This is a genomic window from Nonomuraea sp. NPDC001684 (assembly GCF_053596515.1).
On the sequence record NZ_JBSFGJ010000003.1, the window covers coordinates 1 to 17,061 of the forward strand.

General features: G+C 69.1%; 17 protein-coding genes, 1 tRNA gene and 1 other RNA gene. 3 read left to right on the forward strand and 16 right to left on the reverse strand.

Translation table 11 applies throughout. From position 1 onward, the window contains the following. The 3 genes from ACWCSD_RS01205 to ACWCSD_RS01215 all read right to left on the reverse strand — a co-directional run. Positions 1 to 522 (reverse strand): amidase family protein (locus tag ACWCSD_RS01205; RefSeq protein ID WP_449912340.1); only part of this gene is annotated, 522 nt, incomplete at its 3' end. Beyond that, on the reverse strand, positions 522 to 1,487 hold the full coding sequence (locus tag ACWCSD_RS01210; RefSeq protein ID WP_397212512.1) for an LLM class F420-dependent oxidoreductase: 966 nt from the start codon (positions 1,485 to 1,487) through the stop codon (positions 522 to 524). The genes ACWCSD_RS01205 and ACWCSD_RS01210, both read right to left, overlap by 1 nt. 66 nt (positions 1,488 to 1,553) lie before the next feature. Then, the gene (locus ACWCSD_RS01215) at positions 1,554 to 2,231 is read right to left on the reverse strand and encodes a TetR family transcriptional regulator (RefSeq protein ID WP_449912341.1); all 678 of its coding nucleotides are present in this window, start codon (positions 2,229 to 2,231) and stop codon (positions 1,554 to 1,556) included. Between the two features lie 310 nt (positions 2,232 to 2,541). On the opposite strand from ACWCSD_RS01215, the gene ACWCSD_RS01220 reads away from it, so the two are divergent. Continuing rightward, complete coding sequence (locus tag ACWCSD_RS01220) at positions 2,542 to 3,291, forward strand: hypothetical protein (RefSeq protein WP_449912342.1); 750 nt, start codon at positions 2,542 to 2,544, stop codon at positions 3,289 to 3,291. Positions 3,292 to 3,454: 163 nt separating this feature from the next. Here ACWCSD_RS01220 and ACWCSD_RS01225 read toward each other — a convergent pair whose 3' ends face one another. From ACWCSD_RS01225 to ACWCSD_RS01245, 5 genes are all read right to left on the reverse strand, one after another. Beyond that, entirely contained in the window at positions 3,455 to 4,513 is a 1,059-nt protein-coding gene (locus ACWCSD_RS01225; RefSeq protein ID WP_387671721.1) for an aspartate-semialdehyde dehydrogenase, read from the reverse strand. Beyond that, on the reverse strand, positions 4,510 to 5,784 hold the full coding sequence (locus tag ACWCSD_RS01230; RefSeq protein ID WP_352318411.1) for an aspartate kinase: 1,275 nt from the start codon (positions 5,782 to 5,784) through the stop codon (positions 4,510 to 4,512). Before ACWCSD_RS01230 ends, ACWCSD_RS01225 begins: the two co-directional genes overlap by 4 nt. Before the next feature lie 87 nt (positions 5,785 to 5,871). Further along, positions 5,872 to 6,402, reverse strand: coding sequence for a DUF5063 domain-containing protein (locus tag ACWCSD_RS01235; protein ID WP_352362187.1), 531 nt, complete (start codon positions 6,400 to 6,402; stop codon positions 5,872 to 5,874). Next, positions 6,395 to 6,994, reverse strand: a complete 600-nt coding sequence (gene recR, locus ACWCSD_RS01240) for a recombination mediator RecR (RefSeq protein ID WP_125640516.1) — start codon at positions 6,992 to 6,994, stop codon at positions 6,395 to 6,397. The genes ACWCSD_RS01235 and recR overlap by 8 nt, the downstream gene beginning before the upstream one ends. 2 nt (positions 6,995 to 6,996) lie before the next feature. Further along, entirely contained in the window at positions 6,997 to 7,347 is a 351-nt protein-coding gene (locus tag ACWCSD_RS01245) for a YbaB/EbfC family nucleoid-associated protein (RefSeq protein ID WP_125640519.1), read from the reverse strand. A gap of 494 nt (positions 7,348 to 7,841) precedes the next feature. Between ACWCSD_RS01245 and ACWCSD_RS01250 the strand changes: the two genes are divergently transcribed. Continuing rightward, positions 7,842 to 9,098: a GAF domain-containing protein gene (locus ACWCSD_RS01250; RefSeq protein WP_449912347.1), complete on the forward strand. Its 1,257-nt coding sequence runs from the start codon at positions 7,842 to 7,844 to the stop codon at positions 9,096 to 9,098. A gap of 42 nt (positions 9,099 to 9,140) precedes the next feature. Here the strand turns inward: ACWCSD_RS01250 and ACWCSD_RS01255 are convergent, their stop codons facing one another. Together ACWCSD_RS01255 and ffs are read right to left on the reverse strand one after the other, a co-directional pair. Beyond that, entirely contained in the window at positions 9,141 to 11,495 is a 2,355-nt protein-coding gene (locus tag ACWCSD_RS01255) for a DNA polymerase III subunit gamma and tau (RefSeq protein ID WP_449912349.1), read from the reverse strand. A gap of 31 nt (positions 11,496 to 11,526) precedes the next feature. Further along, positions 11,527 to 11,622, reverse strand: an RNA gene (gene ffs / locus ACWCSD_RS01260) — signal recognition particle sRNA small type. 106 nt (positions 11,623 to 11,728) lie between these two features. On the opposite strand from ffs, the gene ACWCSD_RS01265 reads away from it, so the two are divergent. After that, positions 11,729 to 11,816 (forward strand) — tRNA-Ser (locus tag ACWCSD_RS01265). Between the two features lie 64 nt (positions 11,817 to 11,880). Here ACWCSD_RS01265 and ACWCSD_RS01270 read toward each other — a convergent pair. The 6 genes from ACWCSD_RS01270 to ACWCSD_RS01295 form a co-directional block, all read right to left on the reverse strand. Beyond that, positions 11,881 to 12,984 (reverse strand): pentapeptide repeat-containing protein, encoded by a 1,104-nt coding sequence (locus ACWCSD_RS01270; RefSeq protein ID WP_449912351.1) that lies wholly within the window; start codon positions 12,982 to 12,984, stop codon positions 11,881 to 11,883. 196 nt (positions 12,985 to 13,180) lie between these two features. Then, the gene (locus tag ACWCSD_RS01275) at positions 13,181 to 14,419 is read right to left on the reverse strand and encodes a tyrosine-type recombinase/integrase (RefSeq protein ID WP_449912353.1); all 1,239 of its coding nucleotides are present in this window, start codon (positions 14,417 to 14,419) and stop codon (positions 13,181 to 13,183) included. Position 14,420: 1 nt separating this feature from the next. After that, complete coding sequence (locus tag ACWCSD_RS01280) at positions 14,421 to 14,660, reverse strand: helix-turn-helix domain-containing protein (protein ID WP_449912355.1); 240 nt, start codon at positions 14,658 to 14,660, stop codon at positions 14,421 to 14,423. Continuing rightward, positions 14,657 to 15,805, reverse strand: coding sequence for an AAA family ATPase (locus tag ACWCSD_RS01285; protein WP_449912357.1), 1,149 nt, complete (start codon positions 15,803 to 15,805; stop codon positions 14,657 to 14,659). Before ACWCSD_RS01285 ends, ACWCSD_RS01280 begins: the two co-directional genes overlap by 4 nt. Then, the gene (locus ACWCSD_RS01290) at positions 15,802 to 16,713 is read right to left on the reverse strand and encodes a bifunctional DNA primase/polymerase (RefSeq protein WP_449912359.1); all 912 of its coding nucleotides are present in this window, start codon (positions 16,711 to 16,713) and stop codon (positions 15,802 to 15,804) included. Before ACWCSD_RS01290 ends, ACWCSD_RS01285 begins: the two co-directional genes overlap by 4 nt. Continuing rightward, a complete protein-coding gene (locus tag ACWCSD_RS01295; RefSeq protein WP_449912360.1) occupies positions 16,710 to 16,961 on the reverse strand; it encodes a hypothetical protein in 252 nt (83 codons plus the stop codon). Before ACWCSD_RS01295 ends, ACWCSD_RS01290 begins: the two co-directional genes overlap by 4 nt. Positions 16,962 to 17,061: the final 100 nt, after the last annotated feature.

A 17,061-nucleotide genomic window follows, 5' to 3' on the forward strand; every position in this document is an offset into this window, starting at 1 on the left:
GATCGAGCCGCCGCCGTCGCTCGCCGTGGCCAGCGCGACCATGCCCGCGGCCACCGCCGCCGCCGAACCGCCGCTCGACCCGCCCGCCGAGTACGCCGGGTCGTAGGGGTTGCGCGTGGGGCCGTACGCCACCGGCTCGGTCGTGACCGTGCTGCCGAACTCGGGGGTGTTCGTCCGGCCCAGCAGCACGAAACCGGCCCGGCGCAGGCGGACCACGCCATGGCCGTCCTCGGCGGCGTCCAGGTCGTCGCGCACCCGCGAGCCCGCGGCGTACGGCTCGCCGGCCTGCCGCCAGCCCAGGTCCTTCAGCAGGATCGGCACGCCGCGGAAGGGCGCGTCCGCCGGGAGGCCGTCGATCTCGGCCAGCGCCCGCTCGAACCGCCGGTGGACGACGGCGTTGAGCTCGCCGTCGTGGGCCTCGACGGCGGCGATGGCGGCCTCGGCCAGCTCGCGGGCCGACACCTGCCCGTCCCTGACCGCCTGGGCCTGGCCGACGGCGTCGAGCCGCAGCACGTCGTCCATCAGCCCTCCCGGACCGGGGCCAGGTCGCGCACGGCCTGCTCGATCGGCACCTCGCCGCCGGGGATGGGCGCGAGCACCGGCGTGTCGAGCCCGTTGTCGACGTACTGGCGGATCCTGGCCCGGCAGGTGGCGGCGTCGCCGTGCACGACGAGGGCGTCGACCACCTCGTCGGGGATGGCCTTGAGCGCGGCCTGGCGGTCGCCCGCCGCCCACGCCTCGTGCATGGGACGCAGCACCTCGCCCCGGCCCAGCCAGTCGTGGAAGGCGGCGTAGGCGGGCACGGTCAGGTAGCTCGCCAGCATCCACCTGGCCATCTCGCGCACCTTGTCGGCGTCCTCGCTCACGCAGACGAACAGCCGGGCGATCAGCTCGGTGTCCGGGCCGATCTCGGCGCGCACCTTGGGCACGTCCTCGGGGGCGAGCCAGTTGGTGATCGCGCCGTCGGCCTCCTCGGCGGCCAGGCGCAACATCCGGGGCCGCAGGGCGGCCAGCACGATCTTGGGGGCGGTCTTCGGCGCCCGTTCCAGCTTGAAGCCCTTGATCTCGAACGTCTCGTACCGCTCGGAGACCTTCTCCCCCGCCAGCGCCCTCCGCAGGAAGCGCAGCGTGTCACGGGTACGGGCGTACGGCTTGGCGAACTCCACGGCGTTCCACCGCTCGACGATCGCCGGCGAGGAGGAGCCGATGCCGAGCACGAACCGGCCGGGGGCCAGGTCGGCCAGGGTGGCCGCGGACATGGCCAGCAGCCCCGGCCCCCGCGTGGAGACCGGGACGATCGCGCTCCCGAGCCGCATCCCCGGCGCCCACTGCGTGGCCATCGCCAGCGGGACGAACCCGTCGTTCCCGTTGACCTCGGCCGACCAGGCGTCGGTGTAGCCGAGGCCCGGCAGCTCCGCGATCAGCTCCTGCGACCTGGCCAGGGAACGGTCGTAGAAGGGGATGGTCATGCCCCAGTTCGGCGTCATTCATGGCCTCCGGTTCGGCGACGGTGAGCCGACCATACCAAGCGGTATGTCACCGCAAGGAGCCCCCTAGGCCCGCAATTCGTGCACCGCGGCGATGAAGTCCTTCGTGATCCCCTGCAACCCGGGCAGATGCGACAGCCCCACCAGCCGGTCCACCAGCGGCACCGTGACCTCGATCAGCCGGTACGTCCGCACGCACCCCGGCGAGGTGTCGTGCACCCAGAACAGCACCATGCCCATCGACAACAACCACAGCAGCTCGGGCAGCTCCGCCCGCAGCTCGGCGTTCATCCGGTCCTTCGACCCCTCGACCACCTCGCGGTAGATCCCGATGGACGCCTCCCGCGCCGGCGACGACTGCGCGCTGAACGGGCTCAGCGGGTTCGTCGGCTCGGCCGCGTGCTTGAAGAACTTCACCGCGAACTCGTGGTACGGCTCCGACACGCGCACCCACTCGCGCAGCACCCCGCTCAGCCGCGCGGCGAACGACCTCTCCGTGGCCAGGAACTCCCGGCAGGCCTGCTCGTGCTCGGCCTGCGCACGGTCGTAGTAGGCCTGGATCAGCGCCTCCTTGCTCTCGAAGTAGTAGTAGGCGTTGCCCACTGACACCCCTGCCTCGGCGGCGATGGCGCGCATGGTCGTCGCGTCGAAGCCACGCTCACGGAACAGTCGCAAGGCCGTCTCGACGATGACCTCTCGGGTGCTCTCCGATCCTCTGTTTCGGGCTTCGGACACGTTCGTCACTTTACGTCTTGAAAGCGCGGTGGGTCATGGAGTGGCACGGTGATCGCCGCCACAGGGCAAAGATGACTATGAGACATGAGTTATCTCCTGGGAATGGTGGGATTGTCGTTTCAGGCGGAAGGGCTCTTTTCCGCGAAAAGGCATCGACATGTGGATACGTGGAACAGCGCGCACCTTCGTGGTGGCGCTCCTCGGCATTCAGATCACCATAATCGCGCTGGCGTCGGCCGCTTCCGCCGCCTCCCACCCATCAGGTGGAGAGCGGGTTCAGGCGCCAACACCGTTCAACCGTCCTGACGAGACCGGGGGGATGCTCGACCTGTCCCTGTGGTTCCCGGAGGGGATCGACGGACCGTGGACCAACATCCGGCAGGCCGCCGTCGAGGCGGCCCTGGCGGAGACATACCAGGTCGAGCAGCACCAGGCGGACCCCGCGTCCGCCAAGTCACAGCTGTCGAAGGAGGACTCCGAGGAGACGGAGGACGCCTGGGCCGAGGCCGAGGACGCGTTCGCCGCGCAGTCGGACATGCAGGACCACGCCGAGCGCTCAGAAGCCGTCACGAGGCCCGCGAGCGTCGAGGAGGCGGTGGCGCCTCAGAGTCGGCCACAGAGGTCGCAGAAGCGATCTCAGCTTGATCTGGCGCGTGTGCTGCCCAGGCAGGCCGCCATGCACATGACCCACGCCCTGGCCGCCCGCTGGCTCAAGAGCTCGGGCCTGCGCACGAAGTCGTCGGGCCACTGTACGAGCCGCCACATGCACCACTGCACCTCGCTCGACTCCGTAAGGGCCGGCACGATCGCCCGGATCATCGACCTCAAGCATGACAGCGGCTGCCCGGTCATGGTGACCGGCGGCACCGAGGCGGGTCACGCGCCTGGCCAGTACAGCCACGGAAACGGCTACAAGCTCGACATCACGCACAACGCGTGCATCGACCGCTACATCACCAGGCACCACCGCAAGACGGGGGTCCGCGGCGACGGCGCCGCGCTCTACCGCTCCGCCACCGGAACCGTCTTCGCCAACGAGAGCAGCCACTGGGACATCCTCTTCCGGTGACAGGCCCCGCCCGCGGGAGAACACGCCCCGCCGGGAAAGCACGAGTCGTCGGGAAAGCACGAATCGTCGGGAGACGCGACCCCTCGGAGAAGGCGACAGAACCCTCCGGGAAAACGCGAAGGACGCCGCACACTGGCACGGCGTCCCCACGGAGTCGGCCGGGCTACAGCTCGGAGGCCACCAGCTCGGCGATCTCAGCCGCGTTGAGCGCGGCGCCCTTGCGCAGGTTGTCGCCGCAGACGAACAGGTCGAGCGTGTTCGGGAAGTCGATCGCCTGGCGGACGCGGCCCACGTAGGTCGGGTCGTTGCCGACCACTTCGAGCGGCGTCGGGAAGACGCCGTTGGCCGGGTCGTCCATCAGCACCACCGTCGGCGCCGCCGAGAGCACGCGGTGGGCGTCCTCGACCGTGATCTCACGCTCGAAGCGGGCGTGCACGGCCAGCGAGTGGGTGGTGATCACCGGCACGCGGACGCAGGTCGCCGAGACCTTCAGGTCGGGGATGCCGAGGATCTTGCGCGACTCGTTGCGCAGCTTGAGCTCCTCGGACGCCCAGCCGCCGTCCTTGTACGAGCCCGCCCACGGCACCACGTTGAACGCGATCGGCGCCGGGAACGGCGACTCGTCGGGCAGCTTGCCGGCCAGCGCCTTGCGCACGTCGCCGGCCGTCTGGCCGAGCGAACGGTCGCCGGCCAGGGCCTCGACCTCGTCGTACAGCCGGGCCGAGCCGGCCACGCCCGCGCCCGACACCGCCTGGTAGGAGGCGACGACGAGCTCCTTGAGCACGTACTCGGCGTGCAGCGCGCCCATGGCCGCCATCATCGACAGCGTGGTGCAGTTGGGGGTCGAGATGATGTTCCTGGGCCGCTGCCGCGCGTCGAGCGGGTTGACCTCGGGCACCACCAGCGGCACGTCGGGCTCCATGCGGAACGTGCCGGACTTGTCGATCGCGATCGCGCCGCGCTCGGCCGCGATCGGCACCCACACGGCCGACACCTCGTCGGGCACGTCGAAGATGGCGATGTCGATGCCGTCGAAGACCTCGGGCGCGAGCGCCTGGACCACGACGTCCTCGCCGCGCACGCTCAGCACCTTGCCCGCCGAGCGCGGGGAGGCGACGAGACGGATCTCGCCCCAGATGTCCTGCCGGCTGGACACGATGTCCCGCATGACGGTGCCCACGGCGCCGGTGGCGCCGATCAGGGCGAGATTGGGCCTGCTCATCGTCCGCTACCTCCGTAAACCACAGCTTCGACCTGGTCGGCGTCGAGATCGAAGGCACGGTGGGCGGCCGCCACGGCCGCGTCGACACCGTCCTGCTCGACGATCACCGAGATGCGGATCTCCGAGGTGGAGATCATCTCGATGTTGACCCCCGCGTCGGCGAGGGCCGCGAAGAACGTCGCCGTGACGCCGGGGTGCGAGCGCATGCCCGCGCCGATCAGCGACACCTTCCCGATCTGGTCGTCGAAGAGCAGCGACTCGTAGCCGATGCGGCCCTGGATCTTCTTCAGCGCGGTCAGCGCCACCTGGCTGTCGGCCGTGGGCAGCGTGAAGGAGATGTCCGTGCGGCCCGTGGCCGCGGCCGAGACGTTCTGGACGATCATGTCGATGTTGATCTCGGCGTCGGCCAGCGTTTTGAAGATCGAGGCAGCCTCGCCGACCTTGTCGGGGACCCCGACAACAGTGATCTTGGCCTCGCTCCGGTCGTGCGCGACGCCGGAGATGATCGGCTGCTCCATCTCGGTTCCTTCGGTGTAAGGGTCGGAGACGACCCACGTGCCTTCCGTGGTGCTGAACGAGCTGCGTACGTGGATCGGCAGGTCGAACCGCCGAGCGTACTCGACGCAGCGCAGATGCAGGATCTTCGCGCCGCAGGCCGCCATCTCCATCATCTCGTCGTACGAGATCTTGGGGATCTTGCGGGCGACGGGCACGATGCGGGGGTCGGCCGTGAAGATGCCGTCGACGTCGGTGTAGATCTCGCAGACGTCGGCCTCCAGGGCCGCCGCGAGCGCGACCGCGGTGGTGTCGGAGCCGCCGCGGCCCAGCGTGGTGATGTCCTTGGTGTCCTGCGAGACGCCCTGGAAACCGGCCACGATCGCGATGTGACCCTGGTCGAGCGCCTCACGGATGCGGCCCGGCGTCACGTCGATGATGCGCGCCTTGCCGTGGGTGGAGTCGGTGATCACGCCGGCCTGCGAGCCGGTGAACGAGCGCGCCTCGTGACCGAGGTTGGCGATCGCCATGGCCAGCAGGGCCATCGAGATGCGCTCTCCGGAGGTCAGCAACATGTCGAGCTCGCGGCCCGGAGGCAGCGGCGACACCTGCTCGGCCAGGTCGAGCAGCTCATCCGTCGTGTCGCCCATCGCGGAGACGATCACGACCACGTCGTTGCCGGTTTTTTTCGTCGCGACGATCCGCTGCGCGACCCGCTTGATGCAGGACGCGTCGGCGACGGACGAACCACCGTACTTTTGCACAACGAGCGCCACGAGAGTCTCCCGGTCTGGACTGTGAACTGCCAGTCTACTGGGGGCCTCTTATGGGCCTGATGGTTCATACCACTATGTGGATGATCATCACACGGTGGTGGCTTCCTCCGCCACGTCGAGCCGCGAGTGCGCGGCGAGGGCCTGCAGCGCGCGCATCGCCGCGCCCGCGTGGTTGCCCCAGGTGTTGAAGTAGGAGTACTGCCACCACCACAGCGCCTCGTGCGGACGGCCCGCGTGGAAGTGACGCAGTCCGTGGATGAGGTCGGCGGCCACCGCGGTCAGGTCGTCCGACAGCCGGTACGGCGTGACCGACGTGTCCTTGTACGGGTCGAACACCTCGGCGTAGTCGTCGACCGCCTCCAGCCGCTCGGCCAGCGCCGTGCGCACGCCGTCGATGTCGGGGTCCTCGCTCATCGGCGGCTCGTAGTTGCCCGACAGGATCACGTCGCGGTTGGCGCCGAGCTTGGCGCCGGCCAGGCTCACCTGCGCGACCTCCACCAGGAGCAGCGACCAGATCGCGTCGCCGCCCTCGCCGCCGGCGACCCTGGTCAGGCCGTCGACGTAGTTCTGCGCGTGCGCGGCGATCTCTTCGGCCAGCACATCCCACATATCAGACATCCAGGAGCCTCCGTCCTTCGAAAGCACGGCCCAGGGTCACCTCGTCGGCGTACTCGAGGTCACCGCCCACCGGCAGGCCGCTGGCGAGTCGTGTCACTTTGATGCCCATCGGCTTGACCAGACGGGCGAGGTAGGTAGCGGTCGCCTCGCCTTCGAGGTTGGGGTCGGTGGCGAGGATGAGCTCGGTGACCCGCCCGTCGGCCAGGCGCGTCATGAGCTCGCGGATGCGCAGGTCGTCGGGGCCGATGCCGTCGATCGGGCTGATCGCGCCGCCGAGCACGTGGTACGTGCCGCGGTACTCGCGCGTCTTCTCGATCGCCACGACGTCCTTCGACTCCTCGACCACGCAGATGACGTGCGTGTCGCGCCGCGGGTCACGGCAGATGCGGCACTCCTCCTCGGAGGCCACGTTGCCGCACACCCGGCAGAAGCGCACCTTGTCCTTGACTTCGAGCAGCGCGTGCGCCAGCCGCTTGACGTCGGCCGGGTCGGCCGCCAGCAGGTGGAACGCGATGCGCTGCGCGCTCTTGGGACCGACCCCGGGCAGCATGCCGAGCTCGTCGATCAGGTTCTGGACGACCCCTTCGTACATGCCTAGAACCCTGGCAGCTGTCCGAGTCCGCCGCCGCCCAGACCTTGGGCGAGCGGGCCGAGCTTCTCCTGCTGCAGGTCGGCGGCGGCGCGCACCGCGTCGCGGACGGCCGCGATCACCAGGTCGGCGATCGTGTCGGCGGTGTCCTGCGGGTCGGCCGCGTCGATCACGCTCGGGTCGATCTTGAGTTCGAGCAGCTCACCTGAGCCGTTGACGACGGCAGTGACCATGCCGCCGCCCGACGAGCCCTCGATCTGCGCGTCGTTGAGCTCCTGCTGGGCGCTCACAAGCTGCTGCTGCATGAGCTGAGCCTGCTCCAGCAGCTGCTGCAGGTTGACATCCCCTGGGTTCACCGTCGTGCGCTCCTCGTGGCTCCGGTTCTTGACTGCCACGAGCCTACGGTGTTTGGGCGGCGTCATGTACTGGGAGGGCTCCCCATGTTTCCCTCCAGGCATTCGTCACGGACCTTTGTCATGGCCGGATCTCGGCCCCCCTCCAGTGTCCGAGACCCGGCCATCACGTCGGACGGAGCGGCCGCACCACGCCGACGCGTGTTTCGGAACGGTAGTGCGCCCAACGTTGCACACACGTTGCGTTCATTCAATCACCCTACGCAATCCCCCTGAACAGCTTGCGCATATCGCCGCCAGGACGGATGCTCGTTGTTGACTACTTGGAGTGACCGATGAGTTACGGCCATCTCGATGCGTACTCCCGTCTTCTACGCGGAGCACACGAAGCGGCGGCTACCGGGCAGAGCTCGCCCGATTCGCCCCGCACCCTGATCACGGCCTCATGGCGGCGATCGCTCGCGGCGGGGATCGACCCGGATGGCCGGAGCGCCCCTTTGGTCTGCGAGTCCTCCGACGTCGTCGAGATCCGCGAGGCTCATCCGCTGCGGCCGCTGCTGCCCCTGCTCGCCCAGACGCTCTCCGGCCTGGCCGACGAGGCCGAGCACGTCATGATCGTCACAGACCGTGACGGACGAGTGCTCTGGCGTAACGGCAAAGGCGGCATCCTGCGCGATGCGGACCAGGTGGGCCTGGCCGACGGCCATCACTGGGGCGAGTGCATGGCCGGCACCAACGGCATCGGCACCGCGCTGGCCACCGGCCGGCCGGTGCACGTCTACTCCGAGGAACACCTGATGCGGGTGCTGCACGTCTGGTCGTGCAGCGCGGCGCCGATCAGCGATCCGGAGTCGGGCGACGTCATCGGCTGCGTCGACGTCAGCGGCATCGCAAGGTCCCTGCATCCGGCGACCGTCGCCCTGGTCGGCGCGACGGCCAGGCTCGCCGAGTCGCAGCTCGCCGTACGGATGCACGAGCGCGACGAACGCCTGCGCCGCCGCTACGAATCGCTGCGCAACCGCGGCGGCATCCTGCTGTCGCCCACTGGCCGGGTCATCTCGGGCGATCCCATGGGCCGGCTCGGCGCCCGCCTTCCCGTGTCCGGCCAGCGCATGATCCTGCGTGACGGGAGCGTCGCCTTCCTCGAACCCTTCTGCGACGGCTACCTGCTGCGCGACACGCCGTCCGCGACGCCGCCCACCCTGCGTCTGACCTGCCTGGGCGAGGGCACCCCGACGGCCGACCTGGGCGAGCGCCCACGTCAGCTCTCACTGCGCCACGCCGAGATCCTCGCCCTGCTCGCCCTGCACCCGCAGGGCCTGTCGGCCGACCAGCTCTCGTTCCACCTCTACGGCGACGACGGCAACCCGGTGACCATCCGGGCCGAGATCCACCGGCTGCGCGGTCAGCTCGGGGAGGTGCTGGCGGCGAAGCCGTACCGACTGGTCTGCCCGGTCGAGGCGGACTTCCTCGGCGTTCGCCGGCTGCTCGACTCGGGCGACACCGCCGCGCTGGCCCGCGCCTACCCCGGGCCGCTCCTGCCGCGCTCGGAGTCGCCGGACATCCGGCGCGAACGCGAGGAGCTCGAAGCCCAGGTACGCGCGTGCCTCCTGCGCCACGGCTCGCCCGACGACCTGTGGACCTACGCCCAGACGCCCAACGGCCGCGACGACTACCAGATCCTGGAACGCCTGTCGGCCCTCCCGCCGACGGACCCCCGCTCGGCCGCCGCCCGCGCCCGACTCTTCCCCTGACCCTCGCTCAAGGACCCCCGCTCGGGCGGAGTGGGCCTTCGGTCAGGTGTGGTCGATCTCGCCGATGACCTGGGCGCCGAGCTCGCGTTGCAGCAGGGCCATGCCGGAGACGGCGTCGACGTCGGCGTCCGCGTCGTTCAGCGGGTCGACGTCGTCGGCGTCGGCGGCCTTGTCACGGCCCGGGATCGCGCTCGGCCACGCCGCCGTGCCACCCGCACGTGACGCCGGGGCACGCGGACCCGCCTGAGCCGCCGCCTTGGCGGCCGACCGCGCGGCGGCCAGCCCCGCTCCGACCGGCGCGGCGGCGGGCTGCCGGGCGGTCACGGTCTGGGTGGGGTCGGGGCTCGGCGGGGAACCGGGGCTGAGGTCGTCGGGCGCGTCGGGCCACGACTCGTCGGTGGTCGGGCGCGCGGACTCCGTGGTCGGACGCGCTGACGCGGCGGCCGGAGGTTGGCCCGGGTCCTGGGAGCCCTGGTCGTCCTGGGAGCCGCCGTGCGAGCCGGACCGCCCCTGGGAGGTCGCCTGGACGCCCGTCCCGCCCTGCGGGCTGGTCGTCGCCTGGCTCGCGGCCGGGACCGCCTGAGGAGCGGGGGCGCCGTGGCCGCCCGACGGCGGCTGCTGGCGTGCGGGGCCGCGGGTGGCCTGGGGCGCCGGAGAGCCGCCGACCACCGCCTCGACCCGCCAGGTGCCGCCGAGCACGTCGCCGAGCGCGGTCGCCACGACGGCGTCCTTGCCGCCGCCAGTGAAGTTCTTCATCGCGCCGACCTGGCTGAACCCGAGCGTGACCAGGTTGCCTTCGACGCCCACGACCTGGGCGTTCGTACTGACGTTGGCCCAGACCACGATGCTGCGCTGCTTGAGCGCGGCCAGCACGGCGGGCCACTGCTGCTGCATGCCGCCCGCCCCGCCCGCGACCGGGCCCGCCGCCGCGGGCGCCTGAGCGACAGGCGCCTGGGCGACGGGTGCGGGCGCGTCGGAGGCCGGAGCCGCCGCCGAACCGGGACGCACGGGCTCGGGCCAGTCGTCGGCCCCGCCGCCCACCGGCCCCTGTCCACCGGCGGAACCGTTGCTCCCCGCGGGCGTCGCAGGCTCCGGAACCGCCGCGTCGCCGCCGACCGGCGCCGGCGTGCCGACGGAGACAGCCGGGGGCGCGACGGGAACGTGCACGTCGTGGCCGCCGCCCGGGGCGGCCGGACGCGGGATCGTCACCGCGCCCGCCCTGGAGGCCATCTGGGCGACCGTGCCGCCGCGCTCCAGACGTTCGAGCCGGGCGAGCAGGGACGCCTCGCCCTGCGAGGCGCCCGGCAGCAGCACGCGCGCGCACATCAGTTCGAGCAGCAGCCGCGGCGAGGTGGCGCCGCGCATCTCGGTGAGCCCCGCGTTGAAGATCTCGGCCGCACGGGTGAGCTCGGCCGGCCCCATCGAGGACGCCTGCCCCACCAGCCGCTCCAGCTCGTCGGCGGGACGGTCGAGCAGCCCGCTGGACGCCGCCTCGGGCACGTTGGCCAGGATCACCAGGTCGCGGAAGCGCTCCAGCAGGTCGGAGGCGAAGCGGCGCGGGTCGTGGCCGCCCTCGATCACCCGGTTGACCGCCTGGAACACCTGGCCGCCGTCGCGCGCTGCGAACGCGTTGACGACCTCGTCGAGCAGGTCGCCGTCGGTGTAGCCGAGCAGGGAGACGGCCTTGGCGTAGGTGATGCCGTCGTCCTCGGCGCCGGCGAGGAGCTGGTCGAGGATGGAGAGCGAGTCACGGGCCGAACCGGCGCCCGCGCGGACGACCAGCGGCAGGGCGGGCGGCTCGAAGGGCACGCTCTCGGAGGTGAGGATCTCCTCCATCAGCGCCTTGAGCGTCGCCGGCGGCATCAGCCTGAACGGGTAGTGGTGCGTACGCGACTTGATGGTGCCGATGACCTTTTCCGGCTCGGTCGTCGCGAAGATGAACTTCAGGTGCGGCGGAGGCTCCTCGACGAGCTTGAGCAGCGCGTTGAAACCCTCGCGGGTCACCATGTGCGCCTCGTCGATGATGTAGATCTTGTAGCGCGCCGACACGGGCGCGAAGAAGGCACGTTCGCGCAGGTCACGCGCGTCGTCGACACCGCCGTGGGAGGCCGCGTCGATCTCGATGACGTCGAGGTGGCCGGGGCCGGTCGGGGCGAGCGCCACACACGACTCGCAGGTGCCGCAGGGGTCGGGCGTCGGGCCCTGCTCGCAGTTGAGAGAGCGGGCGAGAATGCGCGCGCTGGAGGTCTTGCCACATCCGCGGGGGCCGCTGAACAGGTACGCGTGGTTGATGCGGCCCGTACGCAACGCCTGTCGCAGCGGATCTGTGACGTGTTCCTGACCCTTGACCTCGGCGAAGGTCCCGGGTCGGTACTTGCGGTAAAGCGCAAGGCTCATGCGACCATCCCGCCTGCGAGGGGGCTCTCAACGAAGAGACCCCCCGCACACCCGCCAGAGCCCGCTTATCCTTGCTGCCTTCCGGCCCTGGGGAGGTTCACAGGATGACGCCGCGCGAGGGGTCCCTGGACAGTCTAACCGGCCTCAGCAGTGCTCGCTCCACGGTTCGGGTTGAGCATGTCCTGGAAAAATCGCGGTCACCGCAGTGCCGGAAGTCCGGTAAGCTCGTCGGCGGAGGATTCGCCTAGTGGCCGAGGGCGCACGCTTGGAAAGCGTGTATAGGGCAACCTATCAGGGGTTCAAATCCCCTATCCTCCGCCAGTCCAGAAGGGGTGTGCCGTGATCACGGCACACCCCTTCTTGCATTCCAGTCTCAGTTTTAGTCTCAGTTGGCTCCCTTGGAGGGCTCGTCTCCCTCCCGGGCCAGGCCGCCAACCCTCTTGGCCGGCGTGTTCCCGGTGCCGTCGGTCGAGCTTGTAGGTCCAGCATGTGTTCCTGGTCTCTGACACATCACGTCCTGAAGAGCCTCATGGAGCTGTTCCGGCAACCGGGTCGAGTCATCGATCTCGGCCTCTGCAAGCTGCTCCACAGTCAGTCGCCTGGTCGGCTCAGCAGGCTGACCAGTGGGGAAGGCGATGAAGTCCGTTCCCTGCATCTGCGCGCCCTTTAGGACCGCCTCGTGGAGATCGGTCGCCGCTAAATAGGCTCCCCGGAGGTCGGCGTCCTCCAGTACTGCGCCCTGCAGCTTTGCGCTCAGGATGACGGCTTGCTGTAGCTGCGTATTGTAGAACTTGGCACCTCGAAGGGACGCATAGGAAAGCCCTGCATACTTCAAGTCTGCATGGGAGAAGACCGTTCCCTCAAAGCTGGCTCCTTGAAGCTTCGCCGATCGGAGCTTCGACCTCCAGAACCACGCACCGTCAAATGTAAGATCTCCTAGGTCAGCTCCGGTGAGATCAGTCTGCGACAGGTCAACCAGTCCATCTCTCTCTGGGCGCTTGGGGCGTCGGCCTAGAACGGTAAGAGCAGCCTGAACGTCAGTGCGAGGTTTCACCAGCCATGTGGCGGCCCGCTCATCCTCCTGAGGTTCCTGAGGTTCCTGAGGAGCGCTGCTTACAGGTGAGAAGGCAGTCTGATCACGAACAAAGGCGGCAAGCACCTCAACGACCGTCTCGTGCTCGCGCTCTGACTCGATCATCAGATGCTCCAGGGCGTACACTCCCCCGATCCGCTCCGTGAGCCTGTCTGATCCCAGAAGGCCAATCGCCTTGGTGTACCGGTCAGTTAACTGCCCTCGCTGGGCCAAGTAGTAAGTCCGCGCAGTGAACGCGGCACCGATCAGCAACCCGATGCCGCCTACGGCTGCAAGAAGGATCTGACGGGTAGCGTTGATCGTGTCTGCTAGCTCTTTCCCTCGCATACCTGTTGCTGGCGTCGCCCATTGCGCGATGGGTCCTAGCAGCAGAACGAGGAAGACGATGCAGCTCACGAAGCTCAGAAGAAATAAGCCTCGCTTCCAACCCCATAGCCATTGCTTCACCCTGGCAATATTTCACCTTCATCGTCGGCGTGGTGACCGTTGAGCCGCCCAGGGAGCGAGGCCCATCTCCACGAATGGCTGCTCACCCTTCGCTAGGCACAAAAGAGGGGGCAGCGTAGTACGCCGCCCCCTCTGAATCCAGAACCTAGACGACCTCTTCGGATGCTCCGTGGTCTTCTGCAGGCTGCCAAAGCAACCCACCGACTTGCTTCGCAACGGTGTTACGGATCGAATCGGTGACGTGCTGGTACCGACGCGCCATGCCGCTGCTGGACCACCCCATGATGGCCATCACGGTTCGCTCAGGAACTCCCAGGATCAGCAGGACGGTCGCGGCGGTATGCCGGGCGTCGTGGAGTCGACCGTCCCTCAGCCCGGCCGAAGCCAGGAGGTCTTTCCACTCGTGGTAGTCGCTGTATGGGCTGACGGGACGACCAGTCGCAGTGGTGAAGACCCAGTCCCCCTCTTCCCAGAGCTGGCGCGCCTTGGCGCGCTCCACTTGCTGTTCCTCTCGGTGTTTGCGCAGTAGAGCGATGAGCTGAGCCGGGAGTCCGATGGTGCGGCGGCCCGCGCGGGACTTGGTGTCAGCGGTCTCGGCTCTCACCTGCTTTCGGTCGGGACAGTAGCCAGGCTTGCGACCGCAGTTCTCCCGGCAGCCGTGTTCGTACTTCGGACGTTGACGCCCCCGGCGTACACGCAGCTTGCCCCTGTCGAGGTCCACGTCTGCCCACTTGAGCCCCAGCGCTTCGCCTTGGCGGAGACCCAGCGCCAGCGCGACCGCCCATCGCGCGCTGTTGCGCGGCAGTTCCTCAGCGGCCTTGAGCAGTCGCTTGACCTCGTCGATCTCGTACGGCTCTACCTCCTCTTCGGTGAGTGTCGGGGCCTTGGCAAGGGTCGCTGGGTTGATGGTGATGTGCCCACGACGCACCGCGACGTTGAGCGCGGTCCGTACCGTCCGGTGGACGTGATGCGCGGTGCCGGCCGATTTACCCGACGCCTGGATCTTGGCGTACAGCTTCTCCAGGTGTTCCGGCGTCAGCTTGTCGAGACGATGCGCCCCAATGCCGGGAATCAGGTGGGTGTTGACGTCCACCTTGTAGCCGGAGTGCGTGCTCTCTCTGATGGAGGGCGGAACCGCGATGGTCTCGATCCAATGCGTGAGCCACTTCTCGACTGTCCAAGACTGCCCTGCCTTGCGGACCTTGCCGCTGTCGCGTTCCCTCTCCAGTGCGCGAACTCGGCGGATGGCCTCTGCTTGCGACTTGACCATGACATGCCGCCGATCCGGCTTCCCATCGTCCTTGACGCCTACGGTCACCCTCCCGTGCCAGTAGCCGTCCTTCCCGAGGTAGACGCTCGACGCGCCGTTGGGCTTGCGTCCCATGTCAGCGGCCCCCTTCGAGGAGGTTGTTCACGTAGGCGGCCAGGCATTCGATGGGGACGCGGCGGAGGCGGCCGATGCAGACGGACTCCACTTCGCCGGTCTTCACCAGCTGGTACATCTGCGTTCGCCCGATCCTGAGCCGGTGCGCGGCCTCTTCGACGGTGAGCAGCAAAGGCATGTCCTCCTGGGGCGCGATGTCGGTCATGTCGAGCCGGACGCTGTCCGGCACGGTGATGGTCATGACGGCGCGTCCTCCTCGTGTGCAGGGACGGCAGGGACAGCGGGCAGGGATGTCTGTCCCTGCTCGTTGATGGCGTTCGTACTGGTCAAAGCAGGGCTAGGGACACCGGGGACGCCAGGGACACCTTCTTGGGCCGGTGTCGCCGGTACCCGGTAGCGGCTGTTGGCGTCCACGCAGAGCTGTCCGTCGCTGGCCATGCGCGGGCAGGTCTTGCGGACGTTCTCGTAGGACAGGCCGGTGCCGTCGGCGATGGCCTTGGGTGTGCTGTTCGGGTTCGCGCGGAGGTAGCGGACGATGGTCGCGCGGGTCTCCCCCAGCGTGTGATCTTCCGGTGGTCCGTCCAGCAGGTGCCACACCCCAGCGGCGGGCTGGAAGGCCATCGCGTACTCAGCCTCTTCGACGTCGCGGCCGGTGACATGCAGTACGCCGTCGGCGGTGCCGCGTTGGCGCTTGAGCACCAACGTGGCGTCGGCGGCACCAGCCAGGCCGTTGGTGCCTGAGACCTGCTCCAGGAAGTCGTCAGAGCCCATCTTGCGGACGTGATGGACCAGGACGACGGCGACGCCGTAGGTGTCCGCCAGGTTCTTGGCCCGGCTCATGGCGGCATAGTCGGCGTCGTACGCGGACAGTCCAGGCGGCGTGGTCCCCCGGACCTTCGCGAAGACGTCGATGACGACCATGCGTGCGCCCGGGTTGCGCTCCAGCCACCGGGCGATGGACTGGTCTCCTCCTCTGGGAAGGGTGTCGCATGCGGTGGCCAGGGTCAGTCCGCGCGGGGCTGGCTTGCCTCCCAGGATCTTGCCCATGCGGGACTGGAGACGGCGCGGTGTGTCCTCCAACGCCAGGTACAGCACCGGGCCGGGCTCTACCTCGATGGCCTCCAGGGCCTTGCCTCCCCCTGCGACGGCGACGGCCGTGGCGAGTGACAGCCACGACTTGCCGACCTTGGGAGGACCGGCCAGCAGGTTGAGCCCTTCGGCGATGACACCGGGCACAGCCCACTTGGTCGGCGGGAAGGTGACGGACATCAACTCATCGGCGGTCCAGGAGGTGCGGAACGGCCTTGGTGAAGCTCCTTGGTCGCCAGTCACATGAACCGCATCACCCGCGACCAGACGTAGATGTGGTGGGCGTTCGTTCGTCATGCGGCCACCGTTCGCGGGCGGCGCGCACCTGCCCGTAGTCCGCTCGCGATGGTGCGCATGGCCTCGCCGAAGGGCTGACCCACCTGTTGCGCGGCGTCGACGAGCCAGCTCGTGACGTCTCCCTCCGCGAGCTCCCCGCCGGCCACGAGTTGCCCGAGAGCGACCGACGCACGGTAGAGCGCGATGTTGTGACCGTGAGGCGGTGAGCTGGTCACCCGCTCCAGCTCGCCGGTGATCGCGGCGCGCAGGTACGCGCCATGCCGGTCGGCGGCGAGAGTGATGGAGACGGGTTTCTGTCTGGGCAGCGGCTTGGGTCGCAGCAGCTCTGTCAGCCAGGACGGCAACGGAGCCACGGGCGCGGGGTGAAGCACCTCGTACCGGCCATGACCGTCGCGGGCAGCGACTCGGCTGCCGGGGCCGACGACGTAGCCGCCCGTTGCTCGCGTGTCGATCAGCCAGCCCAACGCGTCTTGGGTGTTGGTCAGGGTCACCCCGTCAGGGGCGCTGTAGTAGAGATGCAGGCCGCCGCGCCGCGTACGGACCTGGAACGTCTCCAGAGGCAGTTCCTGCCCCTGCTCGGCGCACAGGGCCGCGAAGACATCAGCGCCGTCGCGGATGCCGGGGCGGTCCCACGCGGGCGGTGGCGTCTGGCCGGGCTTCGGCAGATCGAGGTCGATGACCACGAGCCCCGACGGGCCGCAGGCAACGCCGACGTTGTACGGCCTGCACCAGGTGGCGCGGATGACGTCGGGCTGGACAGTGGCGCGCTCCTCCCAGCGGGTGAAGCCGCGGGGCGGCTCCTTGCCGCCCGGAGCAAGCGGGAAGACATACCAGCCCCGAGCGGCGGCGGCCAGGGCGTAGCGGATCGGGTCAACGGTCATGGCGCTCTCCTGTTCGTGGTTGGTCATCGGATCCCGTCGTTGTGAAGGCGGCGGGCGAAGTTGTAGGCGTGGCGTCCCCAGCGGAGCCGCAGGCCGGTGCCGTTGCAGCGGCGACAGTCGTGGGTGCCTCGGCCGATGCGGTTGGGCAGGTAGCGCTTGCCGTGGCACTTCTGGCAGGTGGCGAACGGCCGGATCCAGCACGCCATGACGTAACGGAAAGTGACTATCGCGACGATCGTCGCGGCGGCGATAGCGAGGAAGGTGACGGGGTCCAAGACAGCCTCCAGCGGCCTGTTTTTTGGGTGTCGTCAGCCAGGGCGCTAGCGCGCTAACGCCCTGATCAGGGAAGGTTTTGGAGTGCTAGCGGAGGTGCTA